16 protein-coding genes are annotated in these 23,760 nt (G+C 68.4%); 11 read left to right on the top strand and 5 right to left on the bottom strand.

Annotated features, from left to right (window positions below; translation table 11 throughout):
• Positions 1 to 102 precede the first annotated feature (102 nt).
• The 3 genes from EJI00_RS04495 (at position 103) to EJI00_RS04485 (ending at position 12,727) form a co-directional block, all read left to right on the top strand.
• The gene (locus EJI00_RS04495; protein ID WP_126746276.1) at positions 103 to 8,148 is read left to right on the top strand and encodes an SdrD B-like domain-containing protein; all 8,046 of its coding nucleotides are present in this window, start codon (positions 103 to 105) and stop codon (positions 8,146 to 8,148) included.
• 65 nt (positions 8,149 to 8,213) lie between these two features.
• Entirely contained in the window at positions 8,214 to 12,458 is a 4,245-nt protein-coding gene (locus EJI00_RS04490; RefSeq protein WP_185868063.1) for an OmpA family protein, read from the top strand.
• A 26-nt stretch (positions 12,459 to 12,484) separates the two neighbouring features.
• Positions 12,485 to 12,727: a hypothetical protein gene (locus EJI00_RS04485; RefSeq protein WP_126746274.1), complete on the top strand. Its 243-nt coding sequence runs from the start codon at positions 12,485 to 12,487 to the stop codon at positions 12,725 to 12,727.
• A gap of 23 nt (positions 12,728 to 12,750) precedes the next feature.
• On the opposite strand, the gene EJI00_RS04480 is transcribed toward EJI00_RS04485, so the two are convergent.
• The 4 genes from EJI00_RS04480 to EJI00_RS04465 all read right to left on the bottom strand — a co-directional run bounded on the left by EJI00_RS04480 (position 12,751) and on the right by EJI00_RS04465 (position 17,182).
• Positions 12,751 to 14,460, bottom strand: coding sequence for a hypothetical protein (locus EJI00_RS04480; RefSeq protein WP_126746273.1), 1,710 nt, complete (start codon positions 14,458 to 14,460; stop codon positions 12,751 to 12,753).
• A gap of 5 nt (positions 14,461 to 14,465) precedes the next feature.
• Positions 14,466 to 15,437, bottom strand: coding sequence for an FAD-dependent oxidoreductase (locus EJI00_RS04475; protein ID WP_126746272.1), 972 nt, complete (start codon positions 15,435 to 15,437; stop codon positions 14,466 to 14,468).
• A gap of 205 nt (positions 15,438 to 15,642) precedes the next feature.
• Positions 15,643 to 16,029, bottom strand: a complete 387-nt coding sequence (locus EJI00_RS04470) for a RidA family protein (RefSeq protein WP_126746271.1) — start codon at positions 16,027 to 16,029, stop codon at positions 15,643 to 15,645.
• 10 nt (positions 16,030 to 16,039) lie between these two features.
• On the bottom strand, positions 16,040 to 17,182 hold the full coding sequence (locus EJI00_RS04465; protein ID WP_126746270.1) for a DSD1 family PLP-dependent enzyme: 1,143 nt from the start codon (positions 17,180 to 17,182) through the stop codon (positions 16,040 to 16,042).
• A gap of 71 nt (positions 17,183 to 17,253) precedes the next feature.
• Here EJI00_RS04465 and EJI00_RS04460 point away from each other — a divergent pair, with 71 nt between their 5' ends.
• On the top strand, positions 17,254 to 18,207 hold the full coding sequence (locus EJI00_RS04460; protein WP_126746269.1) for a LysR family transcriptional regulator: 954 nt from the start codon (positions 17,254 to 17,256) through the stop codon (positions 18,205 to 18,207).
• Between the two features lie 163 nt (positions 18,208 to 18,370).
• Complete coding sequence (locus EJI00_RS04455; RefSeq protein ID WP_126746268.1) at positions 18,371 to 18,955, top strand: YSC84-related protein; 585 nt, start codon at positions 18,371 to 18,373, stop codon at positions 18,953 to 18,955.
• Positions 18,956 to 18,979: 24 nt separating this feature from the next.
• On the opposite strand, the gene EJI00_RS04450 is transcribed toward EJI00_RS04455, so the two are convergent.
• On the bottom strand, positions 18,980 to 19,822 hold the full coding sequence (locus tag EJI00_RS04450; protein ID WP_126746267.1) for a plasmid replication/partition related protein: 843 nt from the start codon (positions 19,820 to 19,822) through the stop codon (positions 18,980 to 18,982).
• Between the two features lie 307 nt (positions 19,823 to 20,129).
• On the opposite strand from EJI00_RS04450, the gene EJI00_RS04445 reads away from it, so the two are divergent.
• The 6 genes from EJI00_RS04445 (at position 20,130) to EJI00_RS04420 (ending at position 23,760) form a co-directional block, all read left to right on the top strand.
• Positions 20,130 to 20,675, top strand: a complete 546-nt coding sequence (locus EJI00_RS04445; protein WP_126746266.1) for a sigma-70 family RNA polymerase sigma factor — start codon at positions 20,130 to 20,132, stop codon at positions 20,673 to 20,675.
• A gap of 96 nt (positions 20,676 to 20,771) precedes the next feature.
• Positions 20,772 to 20,978, top strand: a complete 207-nt coding sequence (locus EJI00_RS04440; RefSeq protein ID WP_126746265.1) for a DUF4880 domain-containing protein — start codon at positions 20,772 to 20,774, stop codon at positions 20,976 to 20,978.
• A gap of 101 nt (positions 20,979 to 21,079) precedes the next feature.
• Positions 21,080 to 21,337: an MbtH family protein gene (locus EJI00_RS04435; protein ID WP_126746264.1), complete on the top strand. Its 258-nt coding sequence runs from the start codon at positions 21,080 to 21,082 to the stop codon at positions 21,335 to 21,337.
• Positions 21,338 to 21,342: 5 nt separating this feature from the next.
• Positions 21,343 to 22,104: a thioesterase II family protein gene (locus EJI00_RS04430; protein WP_126746263.1), complete on the top strand. Its 762-nt coding sequence runs from the start codon at positions 21,343 to 21,345 to the stop codon at positions 22,102 to 22,104.
• Entirely contained in the window at positions 22,091 to 22,771 is a 681-nt protein-coding gene (locus tag EJI00_RS04425; protein WP_260590448.1) for a 4'-phosphopantetheinyl transferase superfamily protein, read from the top strand. The genes EJI00_RS04430 and EJI00_RS04425 overlap by 14 nt, the downstream gene beginning before the upstream one ends.
• Positions 22,768 to 23,760: a TauD/TfdA family dioxygenase gene (locus EJI00_RS04420; protein WP_126746262.1), complete on the top strand. Its 993-nt coding sequence runs from the start codon at positions 22,768 to 22,770 to the stop codon at positions 23,758 to 23,760. The genes EJI00_RS04425 and EJI00_RS04420 overlap by 4 nt, the downstream gene beginning before the upstream one ends.

Below are 23,760 nucleotides of genomic sequence, written 5' to 3'. Positions count from 1 at the left end.
GGTCTCGTCGAACAATCGCGCTCTTTCCTGGACGCCTGCGCCGCATTCCGCGGCGCCCTAACGCACGGTGCCAGGGCCATCAGAGCCATTACGAGGGACGGGATGTCCAACACCCCAACGATCTTGTCGGGCGCGAAAGCGCCGAGCGATTTCTTCAAGCTTGCGCGAAAGGCGCTGCGCAGGCGCATGGCGCGGATGCCGGCGTTCATCGCCGTTCCGCTTGCAAGTTTGCTGCTGGCCACGGCCGCCCATGCCATACCGCAGGTTTCCAGCCTGGTGCATGTGCCCAACATCGTTCCGGCCGGCGGAACGGTCACCAGCACCGTGACCGTCGCCGAGACTGACGGCCTGCCGATCGGGCCGCCGGGCACCTCGTTCACCTACACCATCCCGGCCAACAGCGTCTACATGGGCACGGGCGCGGTGCCGGTGGGCAGTTGCGCCTCGACGGTCAACGTGGGCGAGGCAGGGCCCGGCACGGTGACCTGCTCGGGCATCACGCTGGCGGCCAACCAGACCCGTGACTTCGAGCTGCGGCTGCGCACCGTCTCGCAAGGCACGCTGAGCGTCACGGCAACTCCTGAGGGCGGCGGCGCCAGCGAGACCAAGACGATCACTGTGAACCAAGGCGCCGACGTCGCCCTGGTCATCACGGCGCCTGCCACCGCCTCCAGCGGCGCGACTGTACCGATCGCCTTCACGCTCACCAACAACGGGCCCGATGCGAGTTCGGGCTCGACGCTGACCTACAACATTCCCACGGGCCTGTCGGTCTCGGGCAGCGGCCTGCCTTCGGGATGCTCGATTGCCGGCAGCCAGCTGACCTGCGACGTCGGCGTCCTCTCGCCCAATGGCAGCCGCACGATCACCGTCAACGGCGTGGTCACGGGGGCCGCGGGTTCCACCATCACGCACCAGCCGGCGATCGCGCCCGCGGGCTCGATTGGCGATGGCGTGCCCACGAACAACAATGCAACCGCCAACACCACGATTACCGCGGGCACGGTGCTCTCGATGACCAAGACCCACAACGGCGGCCAGCTGCTCGTGGGCCAGCGTTTCAACTTCACGCTGACGCCGCGCTTCAGCGGCAGCGCGCCCACGGGCGTGACGGTGACCGACACCTTGCCAGCCAACTTCCAGATCAATGGCACGGTGACGGCGGACCCGGGGTGGACCTGCTCGGTCTCCGGCCAGACCGTGAGCTGCACGCGCGCCAACGTCGGCGGCGCAGGCGGTGCCAGCCAGTCGCTCGGCAACATCGTCGTTCCCGTGACTGCCCTGACCGCCGGCACGGGCGTGGTCAACGAAGCGACGGTAAATGCCGCCGGACCCGTGGCGACATCGGCCACCGGCAGCGTACCCGCCGACGTGGCGAATTCCGCCACCGACTTCCGCGCCGACAAGCGTCGCGGCTGGCCGCAGAACAACGTGCCGATCAACCAGCCCTTCGACTACCAGGTGGGCGCCACCAACCTGGGCGGCACCCGCCTCCTGGCGGGCAGCACCGTCAACCTGGTCGACGACCTGCCGGCCGGCGTGCGCATCAACAGCGTCGGGCAGGGGAGCTATACCTGCACGATCACCAAGGGCGGTTCCACCGTTACGGCTCCGGTCGACGGGCCCGCCACGGTGAACTGCACGCGCACGCTGGGTTCCGACATCCCGGTGGACACCTCGAACGGCGGCAGCGCGCGCAATGCCGGCTTCGTGACCGTGAACGTCACGATCCCCGCGGTGCCGGCGGGCAACGCCCCCATTGTCAACAGCATGTGCGTGAACGTGGCGCTGCCCTCGAGTGCGCCCACTTCGGGGGCAGACCCCGACGCCAACACCGGCAACGACTGCGTCAGCCTGGGCACCGGCGTGGACGACAGCGCCAACTATGCCGACGTCAAAGTCTTGAAGCGCGTGGTGGGCATCGGCAACAGCACGGGCAACCGCCAGACCGCGGGCCAGGCGATCACCTGGGAGATCGAGGTGGTCAACAGCGGCCCCTCGGTGGCGCAGAACGTTGCGGTCAGCGACCGCTTCTTGCAAGTGGTGGGCACGCCCGCGGTGTCGCAGACCGCCAATGCCGCGACCTTTGCAGGTAGTTGCGCGGTGCCCGCCCCCTCGGGCGGCGCGGGCGACACATCGCTTGCGAACTGCAACATCGCCCAGCTGCCGGTGTGCCGTGCGAGCACCGATCCCGTGACGGCGGTGCCGCTGTGTCCGGTGATCAGCGTCCAGGCCCGGCATTTCGGCGACGGCGCTTCGGCCTCGGACAACGCCTTCCAGATCGCCAACAAGGCGAGCGCCATCGCAGCCATGCCGGCCGATCCGGTGCTCGACGACGCGGGCCTGACCAACAGCGGTTCCGCCACCGGCTTCTTCAATGCCGTGGCCGATGTGACGGTGACCAAGACCGCAAGTCCGGGTTCGGTGCCGGTCGGCCAGGTGCTCACCTACACCCTTACCGCGCGCAACCGGTCCGTTCAGGAGGACAGCTTCAGCCGCGCCTACAACGTGCAGGTCACTGACACCCTGCCGTCGGGGCTGATGTTCATCAGGGCCGTGGCCTCGAATGGTGGCAGCTGCACGCCCCCGCCCAATGCCACGCAGCCGACCGGCCCTGGCAACAACCAGCTCGTGTGCACCTGGAGTTCGCTCGTGCGCAACGAGCAGCAGACGGTCACGGTGGAGGTGCGTCCGCTCTATGCGATCAACGGCACCACCATTACCAACAACGTTGCCGTCAGCACCGCCACGCCGGAGGGCAACGCCACCAACAATCAGGCAGCGGCCGGTACCAGCGTGACCGCGCCCGTGTACGACCTGGTGGTGACCAAGCGCGATGACGTCGATCCGGTGAACGTGGGCGACAACGTCACCTACACGATCACGGTCTCGAACAACAGCGCCTCGACAGCCGAGGGGGTTCGGCTCATCGACAACCTGCCCACCGCGGGAACCAACGGTGAACCGGCGCCCACGTTCGTGTCGGCCAGCGCGCCGGCCGGAGTCGGCGTCACGACACCCGCAGTCGGTTCGTCCGGCGGGCAGATCGTATTCACGATCCCGGCCATCGGCGGCACCGGTACCGGTGCAACAGGCGAATCCAACTCGCTGCAGGTCCAGGTAGTCCTGCGCGGCGTCTCGCGCGGCACGTTCCAGAACCGCGCTGCTGTCGACTTCCAGGATGCCGCGCGCAATGCCTTCGACACGAGCCAGGGCAACAACACGGTGGTCGAGAACACCACCTTCCGGTTCAAGGCCGATGTGGAGGTGGTCTCCAAGACCGCTGTTTCAACGGGCACCGCAACGCCGCTTGCCACCGTGGCTATCGGCCAGAGCTTCGACTGGCTCGTGCAGCTGCGCAACAACGGCCCAGACAGTGCCGAGACCACGAGCTTTACCGACACGCTGCCCACGGGCCTGGCGCTGACGGGCACGCCGGTGTTCACCGTGACCGGCGGCAGCTTCACACCCGCCGCGCCAACCTGCACGGGCAGCGCGGGCGGCACCAGCGTGAGCTGCGCCATCACTTCGATGCCGGCCAACGGCACGGCCACCGTGCGCATTCCGGTGCGCACGACCACGGGCAGCACGCCCGCCAACGGCACGCCGTTCACCAACCGCGCGCACCTGGTGACCACCGGCTCGGGCGACACCAACGGTGGTTCCGATCCGAACGCGGGCAACAACTTCAACCAGGGCAGCATCACCGTGCAGAGCAGCGCGCTCAGCGGCCGTGTGTATGAAGACCTGGACGGCGACGGCCAGATCGACACCGGCGAGTCCGGCATTGGCGGCGTCACCATGCGCCTGACCGGCACCGACAGCCTGGGCAACGCCGTCTCGCTGACCACCACCACGGCCACCGACGGCACCTGGAGCTTCACCGTGCCCGCGGGCACCTACAGCGTGGCCGAGGACCAGCCCGCGGCCTACCAGCCGGGCATCACCCGCGCGGGCGGCGTCACCGGCGCGGGCAGCACCGCAGGCACCGTGCCGGCGGGCGCTTCGAACGGGCCCAACGGCTCCAACGCCAACCGCATCGACACCATCGTGCTCGGCGCGGGCGGCACTTCGACCAGCAACAACTTCGGCGAAGTGCGCCCCGCGAGCCTTGCCGGCCGCGTGTACCGCGATGCCGACTACAACAACGCCGCGAGCGCGGGCGATCCCGGCATCGCGGGCGTGACGGTCACGCTCACCGGCACCGACATGTTCGGCAACCCGGTGTCGACCACGGCCACCACGGCCAGCGGTACCGGCAACTACGCCTTCAACAACCTCCTGCCCGGCAGCTATGTGGTGACCGAGACGCAGCCCGCCGCCTTCGCGGATGGCAGCGATGCGGCCGGCACGGCCGGAGGCACCGCGGGCAACGACGTGGTGAGCGCCATCGCATTGCGCTCGAACGTGAACGGCACCGGCTACGACTTCGGCGAACTGCTCACCCGCATTCCGGTGCGCGTGTTCGTCGACGGCAACAACGACGGCGTGCCGCAGGCGGGCGACACCGGCATTCCCACCGTGGAATTGCGCCTCACCGGCACCGATGCCGCGGGCAACCCGGTCAACATCGTCGCCGTGCCCTCGGGCCCGGACGGCAGCTACGAGTTCCGCAATGTGCCGCCCTCGGCGCCCGGCGGCTACACCATCACCGAAACGCAGCCCGCCAACTACGCACCGGGCAAAGCCAACGCAAACGGGCAACCGGGCGCTGCGCAAGGCGGCGGCAACAGCATCACGGGCGTGACCGTGGCCGGCACCAACCCGCCGCTCACACAGGGTGAGTACTACTTCGGGGAACTGCTGCCCGCGGGCATCTCGGGACGCGTGTACTACGACCGCGACGGCAGCGGCGCGCAGGGCGCCCCGGCCACCGAACCCGGCATTGCAGGCGTGGCCATCACGCTCACGGGCACGGACGTCAACGGACAGCCGGTGACGCGCACCACCACCACCGACGCCAGCGGCGACTACAACTTCGCGAACCTCGCCCCCGGCACCTACACCGTGACGGAGACGCGGCCCGCGGGCTACGAACCCGGCATCACGCGCGCCGGCAATGTGAGCGGCGCCGGCAGCACGCCGGGCTCCGTGCCCACGGCCGGCAACGGCGTGCTCAACGGGCCCAACGGCTCCAACGCCAACGTCATCCAGAACATCGTGCTCGCCGCGGCGGGTGCGGGTTCGGCCGCCAACAACTTCTCGGCCGTGCGTCCGGCCAGCGTGTCCGGCTACGTGTATGCCGACGTCGCTCCATCGAACGGCACCCGCGACACCGCGGAGCCCGGCATTGCGGGCACCACGGTGCGCGTGACCGGCACCGACTTCCTCGGCAACCCGGTCACGCACACGGTGCAGGCCGCCGCCGATGGCCGCTACCTGGTCGACAAGCTGTTGCCCGGCACCTACCAGATCGACGAGACGCAACCCGACGGCGTGGCCGACGGTCCCGAGTCGCTCGGCACCGTGGGCGGCGCGCCGCGCGGCACATTGAACCCAGGCAGCGTCAACGACCGCTTCGGCGCCCTGGTGCTCGCATCGGAAGACGCAGGCATCGACTACAACTTCGGCGAGCGCGGCGGGCAGATCGCGGGCTGGGTCTACGTCGACAGCAACAACGACGGCATTCGCCAGGCGGGCGAGCCGGGTATTCCGGGCGTCACTCTCACGCTCACCGGCCGCTCGGCCAGCGGGCTGGCGGTGAACGCCACCGTGGTGACCGATGCGAACGGCCGCTACGTCTTCACCGGCCTGCTGCCGGCCGATGCCACCGGCTACACCGTGCGCGAGACGCAGCCCGTCACGTATGCGGACGGCCTCGACGCGGTCGGCACGCTCGACGGCACGGCCAGCGGCACGCTCGGCAACGATGTGCTCTCCGCCATCGCATACCGCGGCGGCAACGGCGACAACTACAACTTCGGCGAGCGCGGCGCATCCCTTGCGGGCACCGTCTACAACGACGCGAACCGCAACGGAACGCGCGAACCGCAAGACCTTCCGATTGCGGGCGTGACCATCACGCTCACCGGCACCGACGCGGCGGGCAACCCCGTGACGCGCACCGCCGTGACCGGCCCCGATGGCCGCTACGAGCTGGCCGGCCTGCCGTTGCCCGGCACCGGCGGCTACACCGTCACCGAGACGCAGCCCAGCGGCTACGACGAGGGCATTGCCATTCCCGGCACGCTCGGCGGCTCTGCGCAGGGCACCAACCAGATCCGCGTGAACTTCACCACGCTGGCGGCCAACGGCACGGGCTACGACTTCAACGAGCACAACAACCTGCCTGCTTCGCTGACCGGCACCGTGTGGTTCGACCAGAACCACAACCGCGGCCGCGAAAGCGGCGAAGGCCAGGGCGAAGGCTGGACCGTGGAGCTGATGCGCTGTGCCGATGGCGGCAACGCCTGCCCGGAAACCGCGGCCACCGTGCTCTACACCGTGACCACGGGCGCGGACGGCAGCTACCGCTTCGGCGACCTCACGCCGGGCGAATACCGCGTGCGCTTCCGCTCGCCGGACGGCCGCGTGGTCGGCGGCGTGTGGCCCACCGATGCGGCGCAGAACGGCGCGGGCGGCCCTTACCCCACGCCGGCCGCCAGCGATCCGCGCTTCTCGATCAAGGTGCGCGTGAACGCCGGTGCCAACGTGCAGCGGCAAGACCTGCCGTACGACCCGGGTGGCGTGGTGTACGACAGCGTGAGCGGCACGCCCGTGCCCGGCGCCGTGGTGCGCCTGGTCGGCCCGCCGGGCTTCGATCCGGCGCAGCATCTGCTCGACGGCCGCGACACCTACACCACCGGCCCCAACGGCACCTACGACTTCTTCGTGCTGCCGGGCGCTCCGGCGGGCGAGTACCGCCTGGCGGTCACGCCGCCGGGCAGCTACCTGCCCTCGTCCATCTACCCGCCGGCGGCGGGCGGGCTCGGCACGCAGTCGTGTTCCGCACCGGCGAACGGACCCGCACCCGCGCAGAGCAACCCCTGCGTGGTGAGCCCGGGCGCGGGGCTGGTGCCCGGCGCCGGCTACTACCTGGCTTTCCAGATGCCGGGCGGCGGCGGCCAGCACGTGGTGGCCAACAACATTCCGCTCGACCCGTCGGACGCCACGCTCATCGAGCTGCGCAAGACCAGCTCGAAGCTGACGGTGAAGAAGGGCGAACTGCTGCCCTACCGCATCACGGCGCGCAACACCCGCGGCAACCCCGTGCCGGGCGTGGCCGTGGTCGACACGCTGCCGCCGGGCTTCCGCTACGTGCAGGGCTCGCTCACCGTGCGCACCATGCCGGGCGGCGTCGCGCTGCCGGTGGTGCCGCAGATCAACGGCCGCCAGGTGGTGGTGCCCGGCCAGAACTTCGCGCCCAACGAGACCAAGGAATACCTGATGGTCGCGGGCGTGGGGGTCGGCGTGGGTGAGGGCGAGTTCGTCAACCAGGTCATCGCCACGCAGGGCGTGGGTGGCCGCGTGCTGTCCAACCTGGCCACCGCCACCGTGCGCGTGGTGCCCGATGCGCTCTTCGACTGCACCGACGTGATCGGCAAGGTCTACGACGACAAGAACGCCAACGGCTACCAGGACGAAGGCGAACCCGGCCTTGCGAACGTGCGCATCGCCACCGTGAACGGCGTGCTGGTGACCACCGACGCCGAGGGCCGGTACCACATTGCCTGCGCCGCCATTCCGAAGGAAGGCACCGGCAGCAACCTGGTGCTCAAGCTGGACGACCGCACGCTGCCTTCGGGCTACCGTACGACCAGCGAGAACCCGGCCGCCGAGCGCGCCACGCGCGGCAAGGTGCTGAAGGTGAACTTCGGCGCCACGGTGCACCGCGTGGTCCGCCTCGCGCTGCAGGGCACTGCATTCGAAGACGGCAACGCAGCGCTGCGCGCCGGCTTCGTGCCCGAGCTCGACCGCACGGTGAACGTGCTGGCTGAGAAGGCCTCGGTGCTGCGCCTGGCCTACAAGGCCGCGCCCGGCGAAGCCGAATCGCTCGGCCGCCAGCGCACCGATGCGGTCAAGGCCGCGGTGCTCTCGCGCTGGAAGCAGCTGGGCGAACAGCGCGAAAGCCGCAAGGAGCCGCCGCTTTTCAACCTGGACATCGAAGTCGAGCTGGTGCCCGCCGCCACGCCCGCGGTGAAGCCATGACGCGAGAACGAGTGAACGCCATGAAAAGCCACCTGACACCGAAGAACCCGTTCAAGCGAGCCGATATGAGAAAGCTTCCGAAGCGTGTCGCCCTTGCGGGCGCCGTCACCGCCGCCTGCATGGCCATGGGGCTTGCCGCAGCACAGGAAACCGCCGTGCGCGGCCGCATGCTCGACCATGCCGCGGCCGACCCGCGCGCGGTGGACCTCGACGGCGCGCGTCACCTGCCGCACAGCGGCGAGCGCGAGCTGCCCAAGGCCACCTTCGTGCTCGGCGATGCACGCGAGCCAGCGGTGGTCCCGGCTGCCGGCCCCGCAACCGCTGCTGCTGCCGCGAAGGAGGGCAGCGAAACCGAGACACCGCAGTTCGCATCGGGCTCCGATCTTCTCGCTGCGGCGGACCGGGCGCAGCTCGACCGCATCGCGGGCCTGGTGAAGGGCCGCGACAGGCTGCGCTTCGAGATCGTGGGCCATACCGACGCGCAGCCGTTGAGCGCCAGGTCGCGAGAGCGCTTTGCCGACAACCATGCCCTGGGCCTGGCGCGCGCGCAGCAGGTGGCGCGCTACCTCACAGGGCGCCTCGGCCTGCCCGAATCCGCGGCGGCGGCAAGCTCCCGCGGCCCTGACGAACCCGTTGCGGCGCCCGCGTCCGATCCGGTCAACTGGCCGGCCAACCGGCGCGTGGAAGTGCGCGTGTACTGGGCCGATGCGGCGACCGCCGTGGTGAGTGCACCCGCCGCGGCACCGGCGGACCCCGGCGTGTGCCGCACCTTCACCGCCATCGGCACCGACGATGCGCCGCTGCGCCTGAGCGTGGACGGCCAGCTGCTCGACGGCAAGGGTGCCGCGGCGCCGGGCGGAGAGGGCGCCACCAGCGCCGACCGCCAGCGCTGCGTGGACGTGCAACTCGAACGCAACCAGCTGCGCCTGCAGTACGACAACCTCTCTGCGCCGCGCCGCCTGAGCGCCGCCGCCTGGCCCACGACCGTGGTCGCCGGCGACACCGTGCGCTTTGCGGGCTACAGCAACTACCTGCTGTTTACCGCCAAGGCCGAACTGCGCATCTTCACGGCCAACGACGTGATGCAGCGCCGCCTGCTCGCCACGCTGCCGCTCGACACCGAAATGCGCGGTGAATGGCAGGTGCCCGCGGGCCTCCTCGATCGCCTGGCCGATGGCGCGGGCGGCAAGCTCTACTACCGCTTGCGCGTGTACGACCGGCAAGGCCGGTTCGACGAGACCGACGATCTTTCGCTCACCGTGGCCGAGCGCCACGCACCCGAGACCACCACGCCCGACCCGGCCCGCGAACTGCTGCGCGCCTATGGCCAGAACAACGTCGCCATTGCCAACATTCCGCTGGCGGCGGGCACCGTCACCGCCAGCGGCGCGGCCATTCGCCCCGGCGAAAAGGTGCGCGCGCTCGGCTTCGCGGTGCCGGTGGACGACAACGGCCGCTTCGTGTTCCAGCAGCTCGTGCCGCGCCGCGTGCAGACCGGCGAGATTGCGGTCACCGATGCGCAGGGCGCCACGCGCTCGTACCGCCGCGACTTCGACCTGCCCGCAAGCGACTGGTTCTTCGTGGGCCAGGCCGACCTGACGGTGGGCAGCAACAGCGTGAGCGGGCCGGCCGCGATCATGACCAACGACAAGAACCGCTACGGCGGTGGCGGCTGGAGTGAAGGCCGCATCGCGGGCTACGCCAAGGGCCAGCTCAACGACCGCTGGACGCTCACGGCCAGCGTCGACACCGAGGAGCGTCCGCTCAAGGACCTGTTCCGCAACCTCGACCGCAAGGACCCGACCTCGCTGTTCCGCCGCTTCGATCCCGAGGATTCGTGGACCACCTTCGGCGACGACTCCACCACCATCGAGGACGCGCCCACGCAGGGCCGCTTCTACCTGCGCGTGGACGACGGCCGCTCGCAGGCGATGTGGGGCAACTTCAAGCTCAACTTCGGCGACACCGAACTCACCCGCGTGAGCCGCGGCCTCTATGGTTTTCATGGCCGCTACCTGGGCGACGAATCGACCTCGTTCGGCGAGGCGCGCCTCAAGGTCGATACCTTCGCGGCCGAGCCGGGCACGCTGGCGGCGCGCGAAGAATTCCGCGGCACCGGCGGCTCGCTGTACTACCTGCGCAACCAGGACATCACGCGTGGCGCCGAGCGCGTGAACATCGAAATCCGCGACCGCGACTCCGGCTTTGTGCTCAAGCGCACGCAGCTGGTTCCCAGCTCCGACTACGAGATCGACTACCTGCAGGGGCGCGTGCTGCTCTCCGCGCCGCTGCCCAGCCTGTCGGACGACGGCTCGCTGGTGCGCGCCGGCGGCCTTACCGGCATGCCGACCTTCCTGGTGGTGGACTACGAATACACGCCGATCGCAAGTTCGCTCGACACGCTCGCCATCGGCGGACGCGTGTCGTGGTGGGCCAACGACCACGTGGGCGTCGGCGTGACCGCGTCGCGGCAAGACCAGATCGGCGCCGACCAGCGGCTGGCGGGCGCGGACATCACGCTGCGCAAGACCGAGAACACCTACTTCAAGGGCGAGTTCGCGCGCAGCAAGGGCCCGGGCACGGCGCAGCTCGACTCGCTCGACGGCGGCTTCAGCTTCAGCGGGCGCAACGGCGCCCTGGGCACGACCCTGGGCAACGGCCCCACGGGCAATGCGAACGCATGGCGCCTCGAAGGCCAAGCCGACCTGGCCGACTTCGAGATGAAGGGCGGCGGCCGCATCAGCGCCTATGCGCAGTCGCGCGATGCGGGCTTCTCGGCACCGGGCCAGTACGCCAGCAACGCCACGCGCCAGGTGGGCCTGTCGGCCGCGGTGCCTTTCGGCGAAAAGGGCGAAGGCGGCGAGCTGCGCCTGAAGGCCGACCGCCGCGACGAACGCGACGGCTACAACAGCAGCGTGCTCGACGCGCAATACGGCCTGCGCCTGTCGCCCGACTGGAAGCTGGGCCTCGGCATGCGCTACGACGACAAGACCGGCGACTCGCTCATCACCAGTCCCTCGCTGCCGAGCACGCAAGCGGTTTCAGGCGAGCGCGCCGATGCCGCCGTGCAGCTGGAATACACCGGCAACGACCGCTGGAGCCTCTACGGCTTTGCGCAGAAGACGCTGCGGCGCACCGGCACGCGGCTGGACAACGACCGGCTGGGCTTTGGCGGGCGCTACCGCGTCAGCGACAAGCTCGCGCTGCGCGGCGAACTCTCGACCGGCGACGGCGGCCTGGCGGGCAAGGCCGGTGTCGACTACCAGTTCGACGACCGTTCCAACCTCTACATGACCTACGTGGCGGACACCGGCCGCACCGACGAGAACCTCATCGGCCGCGGCGGCAGCCTGGTGACGGGCGTGCGCTCGCGCGTGGCCGACGGGCTCACCATGTTCACCGAGCACCGCCATGCCACCGGCACGCAGCCGGGCCTCACGCATGCCTACGGCGTGCAGTACGCGCCCGACGCCAACTGGACCCTTGGCGTCAATTTCGAGAACGGCTGGGTCGGCGCCGAAACACTGGGTGCCACGCGCCGCGAGGCAGTGGCGTTGACCGCCGGCTACTCGAGCGAGCGTCTCAAGTACAGCGGCGGCCTCGAGTACCGCAAGGACCGCACCACGGCCGAAGCGCGCACCAGCTGGCTGGTGAAGAACTCGTTCTCGTGGAAGGTGAACGACGATGCGCGCTGGGTCGGCAAGTTCAACTGGGCCGACAGCGACAGCAGCACCGGCGCGCTCGCCGCGGCCAAGTACACGGAGGCAATGCTCGGCTACGCACTGCGCCCGGCGCTGGACGACCGGCTCAACCTGCTCTTCAAGTACACCTACCTGTACGACCTCTCGTCGCCGGGCCAGGTGGTGTCGGCGGGCGGGCTCGATTCGAGCCTGGGCACCGTGTCGACCACGGGCATCGACTACCAGCAGCGCAGCCACGTCTTCGCGATCGACGCCACCTACGACATCAACGAGCGCTGGACCGTCGGCGGCAAGTACGCATGGCGCCGCGGCGAACTGCGAGCGAGCCGCGACAACTCGGCGCCGTGGTTCAAGAGCTCGGCCGAACTGGCGGTGCTGCGCGTCGACTGGAAGCTGGTGCGCAACTGGGACTGGATGGTCGAGTGGCGCTCGCTGCGCGCCAAGGAGCTCCAGGACCGCAAGAGCGGCTTTGTCACCGCCGCCTACTACCACGTGAACGAGAACCTCAAGGTGGGCGTGGGCTACAACTTCACCGACTACTCCGACAACCTGACCGACATGAGCTATCGCAGCAAGGGATGGTTCCTGAACGTGCTCGGCAAGTTCTGAAGCGGCGGCGCACGGGAGAACGATGCATGCGCGAACGACATGAAATCGACTTGATCGTGCCCTTGGTCGACATCGCGGAAGCGCTTGTCTCCCGACAGTACCCCGGAGACAACCGCAGGCGCTACAAGCTCTATGAGGAGTGGGCGCAAGACTTTCTTGCGGACTTCGTCGCTCGTGCGGCCGCGGGGCGAAGGCCCGATGAAACCTACCGCCAGGACATCGCCGATTTTGCGATCCGCAAGGCTGCGGCGTACGGGTTCGCGGCCTAGCAGGGCCGCGAGGCGCGAAGGGGTCAGCAGCGCAGGAGGCCGGCCACCATGTTGGCCGCGCCCTGGTGGTTCTGGCGTGCGTAGCGGCGCTCGAACTCATGCAGCCGGGCAGCGAGTTCGGCATGCTTCGCGGTCGCGCCCGCCGGAAGGGCCCGCACGGCCGACGCCTGCGCCAGCGCATGCGCCAGGTCCGTGCCGATCCGCTGCGAAAGCGGCCAGCCGGCACCCAGCGGCTCCAGCCGCCAGTCGGCCCAGTGATGGATCTTGAAGCCGTCGTCCTCTTCGCGGTAGATGGGATTGCCGGAAAGATCGGGCAGCACCAGTTGCAGCGGCATGGCACGCACAGCCTGCAAGAGTGCGGGCCAGGCGAGCCGCAGTGTCTCGATATCGCCGGCCTGCGACCTGTCGGCGGCCGCTTGTGCGAGCGCATCGAAGCGCACCTGCAAGAGCCGCTCGGGCAGAGCGACGCGCGAACGGCGGTACCGCTCCACCAGCTCCGGCGGCGGCTCGAAGGCCATCAACTGGGTGCGCAGTGCCAAGACACCTCGCGCAAGTTCCGCCCCGTCGATCCGGCGTGCCCGCGGGTTCCAGCGCATCGCGTGGCAGGCATAGCGGCTCACGCGCATGCTGCCCAGCCATTCGAAAGCCGGCAATCCCGCAGTGCCAAGGCCCAGAAGATCGGCTTCTTGCTGGGCCGCCGCGTCGCGCGCATGATCGAAGAGCTTGAAGAGAAAGCCCTGTTGCACGGCACCTCCGGCATCGAGCACTTTCACGAACAGCGCCTTGATGTTGCCTGCGGCCATGGTGCGGGTTTGCACCTCCAGCCGCGTGCCGTCGAGGTGCAGGTCGAGCGAAAGGCCTGGCTGCTTGCCGAGCAGGTCGAGCATCCACTCTTCGCGGCGCGCCGGCTCCAGCAACTCGTCGAACGGGCTGCGAACCGCCGCCGGTGCCTGCCACTGCACACCGGGCAAGAACAGGGCACGGACTTGGCTGCGCTGCCTGTCGAGCGCAGCCACGTGAAGCACCGCCTGGGCAATCTGCTGCAGCGCCTGCCGCAAGAGAATCAATGCCACCAGCACCTGCTGCAGGGGCGGGAGGGCGTTGCGCCAGTATTGCCAGACGATGTAGGCCAGCGCGCAGAAGAAGCCTCCTTGCACGAACCCGCCCATGAGCCGGTTCAGCGTGCGGCGCAATGCATGCGCCAGCTGTGGACGCCACGCGGTCGAAGCATGCAATGCCAGCGGCACCAGCCCGCACCACAGCAGGCAGACCAGCAGCAGCGGAGCATGGAGAACGGCCAGCGCCACCATGGCCACGGCCGCAAAAGCCACAGCGGCAATGCTGCGCAGCAAGCGTTGGTAGGCTTGCCTCGCGGTCTTCGACTGGTTGTTGAACAGCCCTGTTTTTTCGCTGGCCCGCCACTGCCGCCGCGCTCCGCGCTCGCAGAGCCAGTCGATGAGCTTCTCGGCCGCCAGATGCAGCACATAGGCCGCCACGATGGCTCCCCCGATGAGCAGCACCTGGGTTTTCTGCGGCAGCACCGTGATGGCGTGCGGCACGAGCGTGGGCACATACGGTCCGGCCAGCATGACCACGAGCTTCCACGGCAGCCACAGCGTGAGCAGCAAACCCAGCTGCGATGCCAGCACCGCTCCCACCACCAGGACCACATGGCCCGGCGTGTGGGCCATCAACGCGCGATAGACCGGCAGGCAGCTGCGAATGGCGCCCATGCCGGTCAATGCAATGCCGACTGCAGCGCCAGGAAGGCGCCCATCTCCGCGGTGGCGGCGGTGCCCGAGCGCCTGGCCTGCGCACGCACCACCTGCAGCACCTGCCGGAAGATCTCAGCGTCATGCGCCGGGGAGCGCTGGTCTTCTTCCTTCCAGCCGAAGACGGGCCAGCCGTTGCGCGCCGAAACCTGCCGGTCCAGCGGACCGAGTGCCTCGAACAGCGCCTTCATGAAGGCAGCGCCGCGCAGCAGGTCGTCATGGATGACCGGGCTGCCGTCGACATAGGTGCTCCGCGCCAGGTCGGCCGGGAGCTTCAGGCGGCCGTCGGGGTCCAGCAGCGCGGCAAGGCGGTTCCACATGGCGCTGGCTTCGTAGGTTTCGGCAAACACCTGCGCCTGGAGGGCCTGCAAGGTACCGGGCAGCGGCCGCTCGGGCGCCACGCCCGGGCGCAACGCGTACTCGGCCCAGCGCGCGGTGCCCTCCAGGAACCAGCGCGCCTTGAACATCGTGTAGCCGTACTGGTACTGATGGAAGAGCTCGTGCACCGGCGTCACGTTCTGGTTCGAATGGCTGTTCAGCAGGTCGATGCGCAGTGCGCAGTGCCCTTTGGAGCCGTCGGTTCCCAGCCGGTAGTTCGTCGCTTCGTCGTAGGAGCGGCCGTTGCCTTTTTCCATCTTGAACAGGAAGACGTCGATCGACGCGGTGTGCGCATTGCGGGCCTGGCGCATCGGATGCGTGAGCCCCATCACCTCGGAGAAGATGCGCCGCCCCGCCACGAGCTGCGTGGCCACGTCCTCGACCTTGTCGGGCACGCCGTTGCGGTTGGCGTCGCGGGCGTCGGGCAACGCATGCTCGCCGTGCAGCGCGTAGAAGATGCGGAACTCGTCGCGCACATGGCTGCGATCCAGGCGAGGAAGGTTGGCCTTGCGCGCCGTTCCGCATTCTTGCGCCGCCGAAGGAAGAGCGGTGGCCAACATGCAGCCGACGAAGAGAAGAGCCTCTTTCCATAAGCCGCGCCTTTGACCGGATGGCGCAGGCACGGCATCTCGCGAGTGTTTCATGGCGCTTCCCTTGGCGGTACTTCGGGTGGACCTTGGCTCTTCCATCGCCGCGGCCAGGGTGGCCGCGCGCCAGTATGCCATTGGCAAGAATGGCAGTGCGTCGGGTGTTTGCCTGCCTGCACTACGCCAGCGCGACCGCCTCCATCTCGACCTTGAACCCGAAGTGCAGTGGCCCCGTCGGCACGATGGCGCGGGCCGGCCGCGCATTGCCGGCCCATTCCGCGTACAGGATGTTGAACGCGGGCCAGTTCTCGATGGCGTCAAGGTAGACGCGAACCTGCACCAGGCGGTCGATGCCGCTCCCCGCCGCAACCAATGCGGCCTTGACGTTCTCGAGCACCTGGCGCGTCTGTTCTTCGAACGAGGCCTCGGCCAGCTTGATGCCGCTGGGCGCAATGGGCAGTTGGCCGGAGACGAAGACGAAGCCGTTGGCCACGGTGGCGTGGCTGTAGTGCCCGCCCGGTGCGGCCAGGCTTTCGGGCGCGATGTGTTGAACGGTGCTTGTCATGCGGTCTTTCTTACCAGCCGTGGAGCCGGCTCCAGGTTGCGAGTGTTCCGTCTTGCGCCAGCGCGTGGTACTGCGGAAACTGCGCGCCCGTGGCACAGGCGTGGTTGGGCAGTATGCGCAACTGCGTGCCGATGGGAAAGCGAGCCGCAATGCCGGTGTCGGGCGTGCCTTCGCGCGAGAGGATGCCGTGCTCCTGGTTGGCGCCGCTCAGCACATAGCCGTCGATCGGCTCGCCATCGACGCCGCAGACCTGGCCGTAGCCGTAGTCGCGCTTCTGCTTCTGCGTGCCGCGGTCGCGGCTCATCGCCATCCAGCCCGCGTCGACGATCGCCCAGCCCTTGTCCGGCTGGTGGCCGATCACCGTCGTGAGCACGCTGAGCGCAATGTCCGAGGCGGTGCAGACGCCGATGTTCTTCATCACCAGGTCGAAGAACACATACACGCCGGCACGCACTTCAGTCACGCCGTCGAGTTGTTGCGCATGCAACGCGGTGGGCGTGGAGCCGACGCTGACCACCGGGCAGGGCAGGCCCGCGGCGCGCAGGCGCTCGGCCGCGTGCACGCAGCCCGCGCGCTCCTGCTCGGCCATGGCCGCCAATGCTTCGGGCGTGTCGAGTTCGTAGCTGGACCCCGCATGCGTGAGCACGCCGCCGAGCCGCATGCCGCCCGCGTGCAAGGCGCTCCCCGCGTCGAGCAGTGCTGCTTCGTCGGGCCTGATGCCGGAGCGGTGGCCGTCGGTGTCGATCTCGATCCACACCTCGAACACCTCGCCATGCACACGGCCGAACTCGGCGATTGCTGCAGCCGAGGCCGGGCTGTCCGTGATGATCTTCAGGTCGCATCCCTTGCGGCGCAGCGCGAGCGCCTGCGGCAGCCGGTGCTGCGCCATGCCGACTGCATAGAGGATGTCCGTGATGCCGTCGGCGAAGAACTGTTCCGCCTCCTTGAGCGTGGAAACGGTGATGCCCTGCGCACCCGCGGCCAGCTGGGCGCGCACGACCGGCGTGCACTTGGTGGTCTTCACATGCGGGCGAAACCGCGTGGACAGCGCGTTCATGCGCGCCTGCATGCGGTCGATGTTGTGCCGCATGCGCGCGAGGTCGATGAGGGCGGCCGGCGTGTCGAGCGTGGCCAGATGCGAAGGTGTGTTCATGGGCCTGACTGTATTCATCCGAGGGGCCTGCGTGGTTTAATGAAAATACAACAATCGTTAAGCTCAGTTGAATGCTCCGCATCGAAGACCTGCAACTTGCCGCGGCGCTCGCGCAGGCGCCTTCGCTGAGCGCCGCCGCGCGTGCGTTGAACGTCACGCCGCCCGCGCTGTCGATGCGTTTGCGCAAGCTGGAAGCCACGCTCGATGTTTCGCTGGCGGTGCGCACCGCAAGGCGCTTGAGCCTGACGGCCGAGGGCGAGCGCTTTGCCCGCGAGGCGGCGGCGTTGCTGGCGGGGCTCGAGGCGTTGCCGCAATCGTTTCAGCGCAACGACCGCCGCTTGACCGGCACGCTGCGCATTGCGGCGCCCTTCGGTTATAGAAGGCAACGCATCGCGCCGATGCTCGCGCGCTTTGCGCGGCTGCATCCCTCGCTGGGGCTGCAGCTCGACCTGAGGGAAACACCTTGGCCTGACAGGCACGATTCGGACGTGGTGATTCACATCGGCATGGTGCGCGATTCGTCGTGGGTTGCGCGCACGCTCGCCTTCAATGAGCGCTGGCTGTGCGCGAGCCCAGGCTATCTGCGCACGCACGGCACGCCGAGCGAGCCGCGCGACCTGCTCAAGCATTGCTGCATCAGCATCCGCGAGAACGAGGAAGACGTGACGCTGTGGCATTTCCACCGGCCCGCAACCAAGGAAGCGCGCAGGGCAAAGGCGGACGATGCTGCGCCGCGGCGGAAGCCGCGCGAAACGGTGCGCATCGTGCCCACCTATACGTCCAACGACGGCACCGTGGCGCGCCAGTGGGCCGAGCAGGGCCTTGGCCTGGTGGTGCGCTCCGAATGGGATGCGGCAGAGTCGGTTGCCCACGGAACGTTGGTTCGGGTGCTGTCCGACTGGGCGCTCGACAGTGCGCCCGTGACTGCGCTGGTGCCCACGCGGCAGGGCCGTACGGCGCGTGTCCAGGCGCTGCTTCGGTTTTTCGAGGAATCGCTCGGCAAACCGCCGGCTCAGAGGCGCTGAACCGCAATCCGCCAAGCCTTGCTTCCTGGACGGCCCGACTCTGCGTAGGCCGTTTCCGCAAATGGGTTCTGGCGGAATTTTGTAGAACTACCATGGTCGAACACACCGCCGGCGGGCATGAAGCACGCCGGCTTTTCTGAAGCTATCTACAAAGGAGAGCACCATGCGATCCATTCAACTGCGAAGCCTTGCGCTCGCATGCGCGGTTGCCATCGGCGGCATGGCGGCCGTGGGCTGCACGACCACCAGGCCCCAGGATCAGGCGAGCAGCGCATCGTCGCGCGCTTCGATCGACGCGCAGGTCGACGCGGCATTGTCCAAGCTGTACGGCTCCGCCAGGGGCTCGCGCGAACTGGTCGCCTCGTCAAGCGGCGTGCTGGTGTTTCCCGCCGTGGTCGGCGCCAGCATGGGCGTGGGCGCCGAGTATGGGCGCGGCGCGCTACGCGTGAACGGGCGCACGCAGGCCTACTACAGCACCACCGCGGGTTCGATCGGCTTCCAGGCCGGTGCGCAGTCGAAGGCGGTGATCTATGTGTTCACCACGCAGGCCGCGCTCGACAAGTTCCGCAACAGCAAGGGATGGACGGCCGGTGCCGACGCCACCGTGGCCGCGGCAACCTTCGGTGCCAACGGCAGCATCGACACCAACACGCTGCGCCAGCCCGTGGTCGGCTTCGTGCTGACCAACGTGGGGCTCGAGGCCGGCGTGTCCGTGTCGGGCGCGAAGATCAGCGAGATCCGGCTGTAGGCCCGCGCGTGGGCCACGCCCTGATCAGTTCGCCCGCTGCGCCTGCAGCTCGGCGACCTGCTTGCGCAAGGCCTGGTTCTCGGCCGTGAGTTCTGCCACGCGCTGCTCCAGCAGCTGAAGCGCGTCGGCCTTTGCCGGCTGCTCGGCCGTATTCGATTCAGCAGCCTCGGCCGCTTCTTCGCGGGGCTTGCGCTTGGCCTCGCGAACCCGCTTGGCGGCCTGCTTGAGTTCGTCCTTGCCTGCGTTCGCGGCCGAAACCTGCTCTTCGGCGGGCAGGCTGGCCACCGCTGCCGCGGTGTTGATCGAAATCACGCCCGACTTCACGGCCGCCACCAGTTCAGGCGCGGCCTGCTTCTGGATCTTCTCGATCATCACCACCTGGTTGCTGCTGAGCCGCGCGGCGCGCGCAATGGCTTCGCGGCTGCTCAGCGGTGCGGGCGGGGGCAGGACGGGCGCATTGCCGTCGGGCGACCCGGCGGGCGGGTCTGCATCGAACGGTGCGCCGTCGTCAGGCGGCGCCGTGTCGACCATTGCGCGCGCCCGGCGTTCGTCGACGATGTCTTTCTTTCGCAGTGCCAGCACGCCGCGAAGAAAGTCTGAAATGCTGCGCCGGCCCAGGTGCTGGTCGATCATCCAGAGGTGCACGTCCTCGATCGTCTTGAAGCGCGTGTTCTGCACCGTTTGAAAGGGCAGGCCGTGCTTCTGGCAAATGCCGTAGCGGTTGTGGCCGTCCACCAGCACGTCGCCCCACAGCACCAGCGCATCGCGGCAGCCCTCGGCAAGGATGCTGCGCTCCAGCGCCTCGTGCTCCTCCGGAGTCAATGGATCTATATAGGCTTTGAGTTCTTCGTTGACGACGATGTTCATGAGGCAGGGATCGGGGAAAGGGCCGGAATTCTAGTTGCCGGCCGCGCGCGATCATCTGCTTGTCATGCAGGCGGCCCACCATCGCCGAACGTTTGGTTGCGCTAAATCCGGCGCCTGGCTGTCTCGCTTTGGTGCGCTCGAACGTCTACTGGGTATGGAGCATGAAGGGATCGGGAAATGGGGCTTTTTTGTATCCACAAGTAGTAATAATTCTCATTTGTATTGAGCACTTCAGGAGTACCTCCCTCATGTTCATGTGTCTTCAACCTCGTCGACGTTCTTTCGCGCGGTTTGCGCTGCGCCCCGCATGATGAGAGAGCCCATCGACATGGCGTTGCCTCTTTCCGAGCCCACGCTCGCCGAAGTCTTCATCGCGAACCGTCCGCAGCTCTTGCGCGTGGCACGGCGGATCGTGCGGACCGCGGAACTCGCCGACGACGTGCTGCAGGACGCCTACCTGAAGATCACCGACGGCCGCTGCGTGCGCAAGGCCGACCGGCCGATCGGCTATTGCTGCCAGGTGGTGCGCAATGTGGCGCTCGACTGCTGCCGGCGGCATACCGTCGAAGCCAACTACCGCGCCTTCGACGTCGATGTCGAAGCGCTCGACGTGGCGGGCCCGCCTTCGCCCGACCGCCTGATGCGCGAGCGGCAGGCGCTCCACGCCATCGACAAGGTGCTGGCGGCGCTGCCTGCGCGAACGCGCCTCGTGTTCGAGCTCTACCGGCTCGAAGGCCTCACGCAGCGCGAGATCGCATTGCGCCTGGGATGCGCGCTCGGACTGGTGAACGGCCTGATCGCCGAGGCGGCGCAGGCCATCAAGGAATGCGGCCGCCTGCTCGACGACGACTGAGCCTTCGCACGCCCGCGCGATTGGTGTAGGGTAAAAGCTTTAAATCCCGCGCGGCGTGCCGATGTACCGTCGCGTGATGCACCACACCCTTCACGCATGACACAAGAACAGGACGACCCCATCTGGAGCACCGCATGGCAGTGGGTGCAGCGCGAGTACGACCGCGAAAGCTTCGACACCTCCGCGCAGGCCGAGATGACCGCGTGGCTGCTGGCCGACCCGTTGCACCGCAAGGCCTACGACAAGGCGGCCCGGCTGTGGCTGCTGGCCGGACTGGTGCCGCCCGCCGCCACGGAGGAGTGAACAGATCGCGTCCTGAAACGTCTTGTTGATCAGGAGCGACGAGATGGCCCACCCGCCGTCGACTCGCCTTTCACACTGTTCAACCGCATAAGGACGCACCCATGTCGACGAGCTGCTTCGATCGCGAAGACGAGACCTTCATCGTTCTGGTCAACCGCGAAGACCAGTATTCCATCTGGCCCCACTGGAAGGCCGTTCCGAAGGGCTGGACAGCGGTAGAAGGCGTCAAGGGCGACAAGAAGACCGTGCTTGCCCACGTCGAGCAGAACTGGACCGACATGCGTCCCCGGTCGCTGCGCGAATGGATGGCGCAGCAAAACCCCACGAGCGCAACCGCAGCCCACACCGCCGCGGGTTGACGCGCATGGACGCGAGCGTCTCGCTGCTGTGCCTGCCCTGTGCGGGCGCCAGCGCAACGATGTACCTGCGCTGGCGGCGGCTGCTGCCGCGCTGGGTCCGCATCGTGCCGGTGGAATTGCCCGGCCGCGGCGGCCGGCTCTCCGAGCGCCTGGTCCGCAACTTCGATGAACTCGTTGCGCAGGTCTGCGCGGAACAGGCCGAGGCGCTGCGCGGCGACTTCGCCATCTTCGGCCACAGCATGGGATCGTTGCTGGCCTACGGCATCACTCGCCGGCTACAGTCGATGGCGCGCCCGTTGCCGCTTGCGCTACTGGCTTCCGGCAGCTCGGCGCCGTCGCGGCGCGATCCCGCGCGCTTTGCCGGCAAGACCGACGACGCATCGCTGACAGCCGAGTTGCGCAGGCAGGGCGGAACGCCCGAAGAAGCCTTCGCAAGCCCGGAGCTCATGCGCATCACGCTCGACATGCTTGGCGCCGACTACCGCGTGTGCGAGAGCTTCCGCTACCGGCAAGAAGCGCCCCTGCCCATGCCCGTGCATGTCTTTGCGGGGCGCGAGGACGACATCGACGCGGCATCCGTCCATGCATGGTCGGCCGAGGCGGGCGGTGTCTTCACGCTCGACTGGTTCGACGGCGGCCACTTCTTCATCCGGCAGCGCGAAACGGCATTCCTGGCCGCACTCACCGAGCGGCTCGGCCAGGCGGTTGCGGGAACAGGCGCAGGAGAGCGGCATGCATCCCATGTTGCGTCCCATGTCCTGGCCTGATCCGCTTCCCGCGGGCATCGAGGTCTACAGGCTCGACCTCGACCTGGATGCCGATGTTTCGCACGAGCGCCAGGTGCTGGCGTTCGCCGAGCGCGCACAGGCCGACAGGTTTGCGCGCGGCGCCGACCGCGTGCGCTTCACCGCCGCGCGCGCGGCCCTTCGCCGCCTGCTCGCAACGCGCATCGGCTGCCACCCGGCCGAAGTGCCGCTTGCCACGGGCCTGCACCGCAAGCCCTTTCTCGACGTGGCCGGCGGCGATGCCCCGCTCTTCAATGTCTCGCACTCGGGCGCCCACGCGCTTATCGCGCTGGGCGATCCCCGCGTGGTGAGCGAAGTGGGCATCGACATCGAGGCGTGCAGGAGCGACGTCGACGTCGAGGCCGTCACCTCGCTTGCCTTTACCGACAGCGAACGGCGCGCGCTGCAACAGACCGCCGACCCGCTGCAGGCCCTCTACAGCCGCTGGGTCGGCAAGGAGGCGGTACTGAAGGCCGTCGGCGTCGGCGTGGCCGAGCACCTTCAATCCATCGGCATCCATTCCGGCGTGCATGGGCGATACGTCCTCGAATGCACCGTTCCCGAATGGTCCGGTCTTCAAGCCGTGGCGCTCCATGCGCCCGCGGGCTATGCCGCCGCGCTCGCGTGGCGTGCCAAGGAATCGACATGAATGAAACGCTTACCCGCTTTGTGCGCAGCAAGGTGCCCGCAGGCTCCGATCTTCCCGTCCTCATGACGCCCGCGCTTGCCGGCGAAGACCTGCTCTCTGCCGTGGAGCGCCTGCGTCCGCAGATCGAGGAGTCGCTCCTGGTCGCCGGCGGTGTGCTGCTGCGCGGTTTCTCGGTGCCGGCGGTGGAAACCTTCCAGCAGTTCGCCTCGTCGTTCGGCCATCCGCTTTTGAAGTACGAGTTCGCTTCCACGCCGCGCTCGGCGGTGTCGGCCTCCACCGGCGCGGGTGTCTACACCTCGACCGAGTACCCGGCGCACCAGAGCATTCCGCTGCACAACGAGCAGGCCTACACGCGCGAGTGGCCGATGAAGATCTGGTTCCACTGCGTGACCGCGTCGCCCGAAGGCGGCGAAACGCCCATTGCCGACAGCCGCGCCGTCTACCGCCGCATGCCCGAGCACATCCGCAAGCGCTTCGAGCCCGGCATCCTGTACGTGCGCAACTTCGGCGAGATGGACGTGCCATGGCAGAAGGTGTTCAACACCGAAAGCCGCGCCGAGGTCCAGGCCTTTTGCGAACGCTCCGGCATTTCATGGGAATGGAAGGACGACGACGGCCTGCGCACCCGGCAGCTTTGCCAGGCCGTGGAGACGCATCCCGTCACCGGCGAGCACGTGTGGTTCAACCAGGCCCACCTGTTCCACATCTCCGCGCGCGAGGCCGAAGAGCGCGAAGTGCTCGAGGAAATCTACGGCATCGAGAACGTGCCGCGCAACACCTTCTTTGCCGACGGCTCGACCATCAGCGATGAAATCTTCGCCGAGGTGCGCGCGGTGCTCGATGCGGAAACCGTGGCCTTCCCGTGGGAGGAGGGCGACGTGCTGATGCTCGACAACATGCTGGTGGCGCACGCGCGCTCGCCGTTCAAGGGGCCGCGCAAGGTGATCGTGGCCATGGCCGAGCCGCACGGCAATCTGGTCCGCTTCTAG

It is taken from the genome of Variovorax sp. DXTD-1 (genome assembly GCF_003984625.1).
GTDB lineage: Bacteria > Pseudomonadota > Gammaproteobacteria > Burkholderiales > Burkholderiaceae_C > Variovorax.
This window is presented reverse-complemented; position numbering and strand designations above follow the sequence as displayed.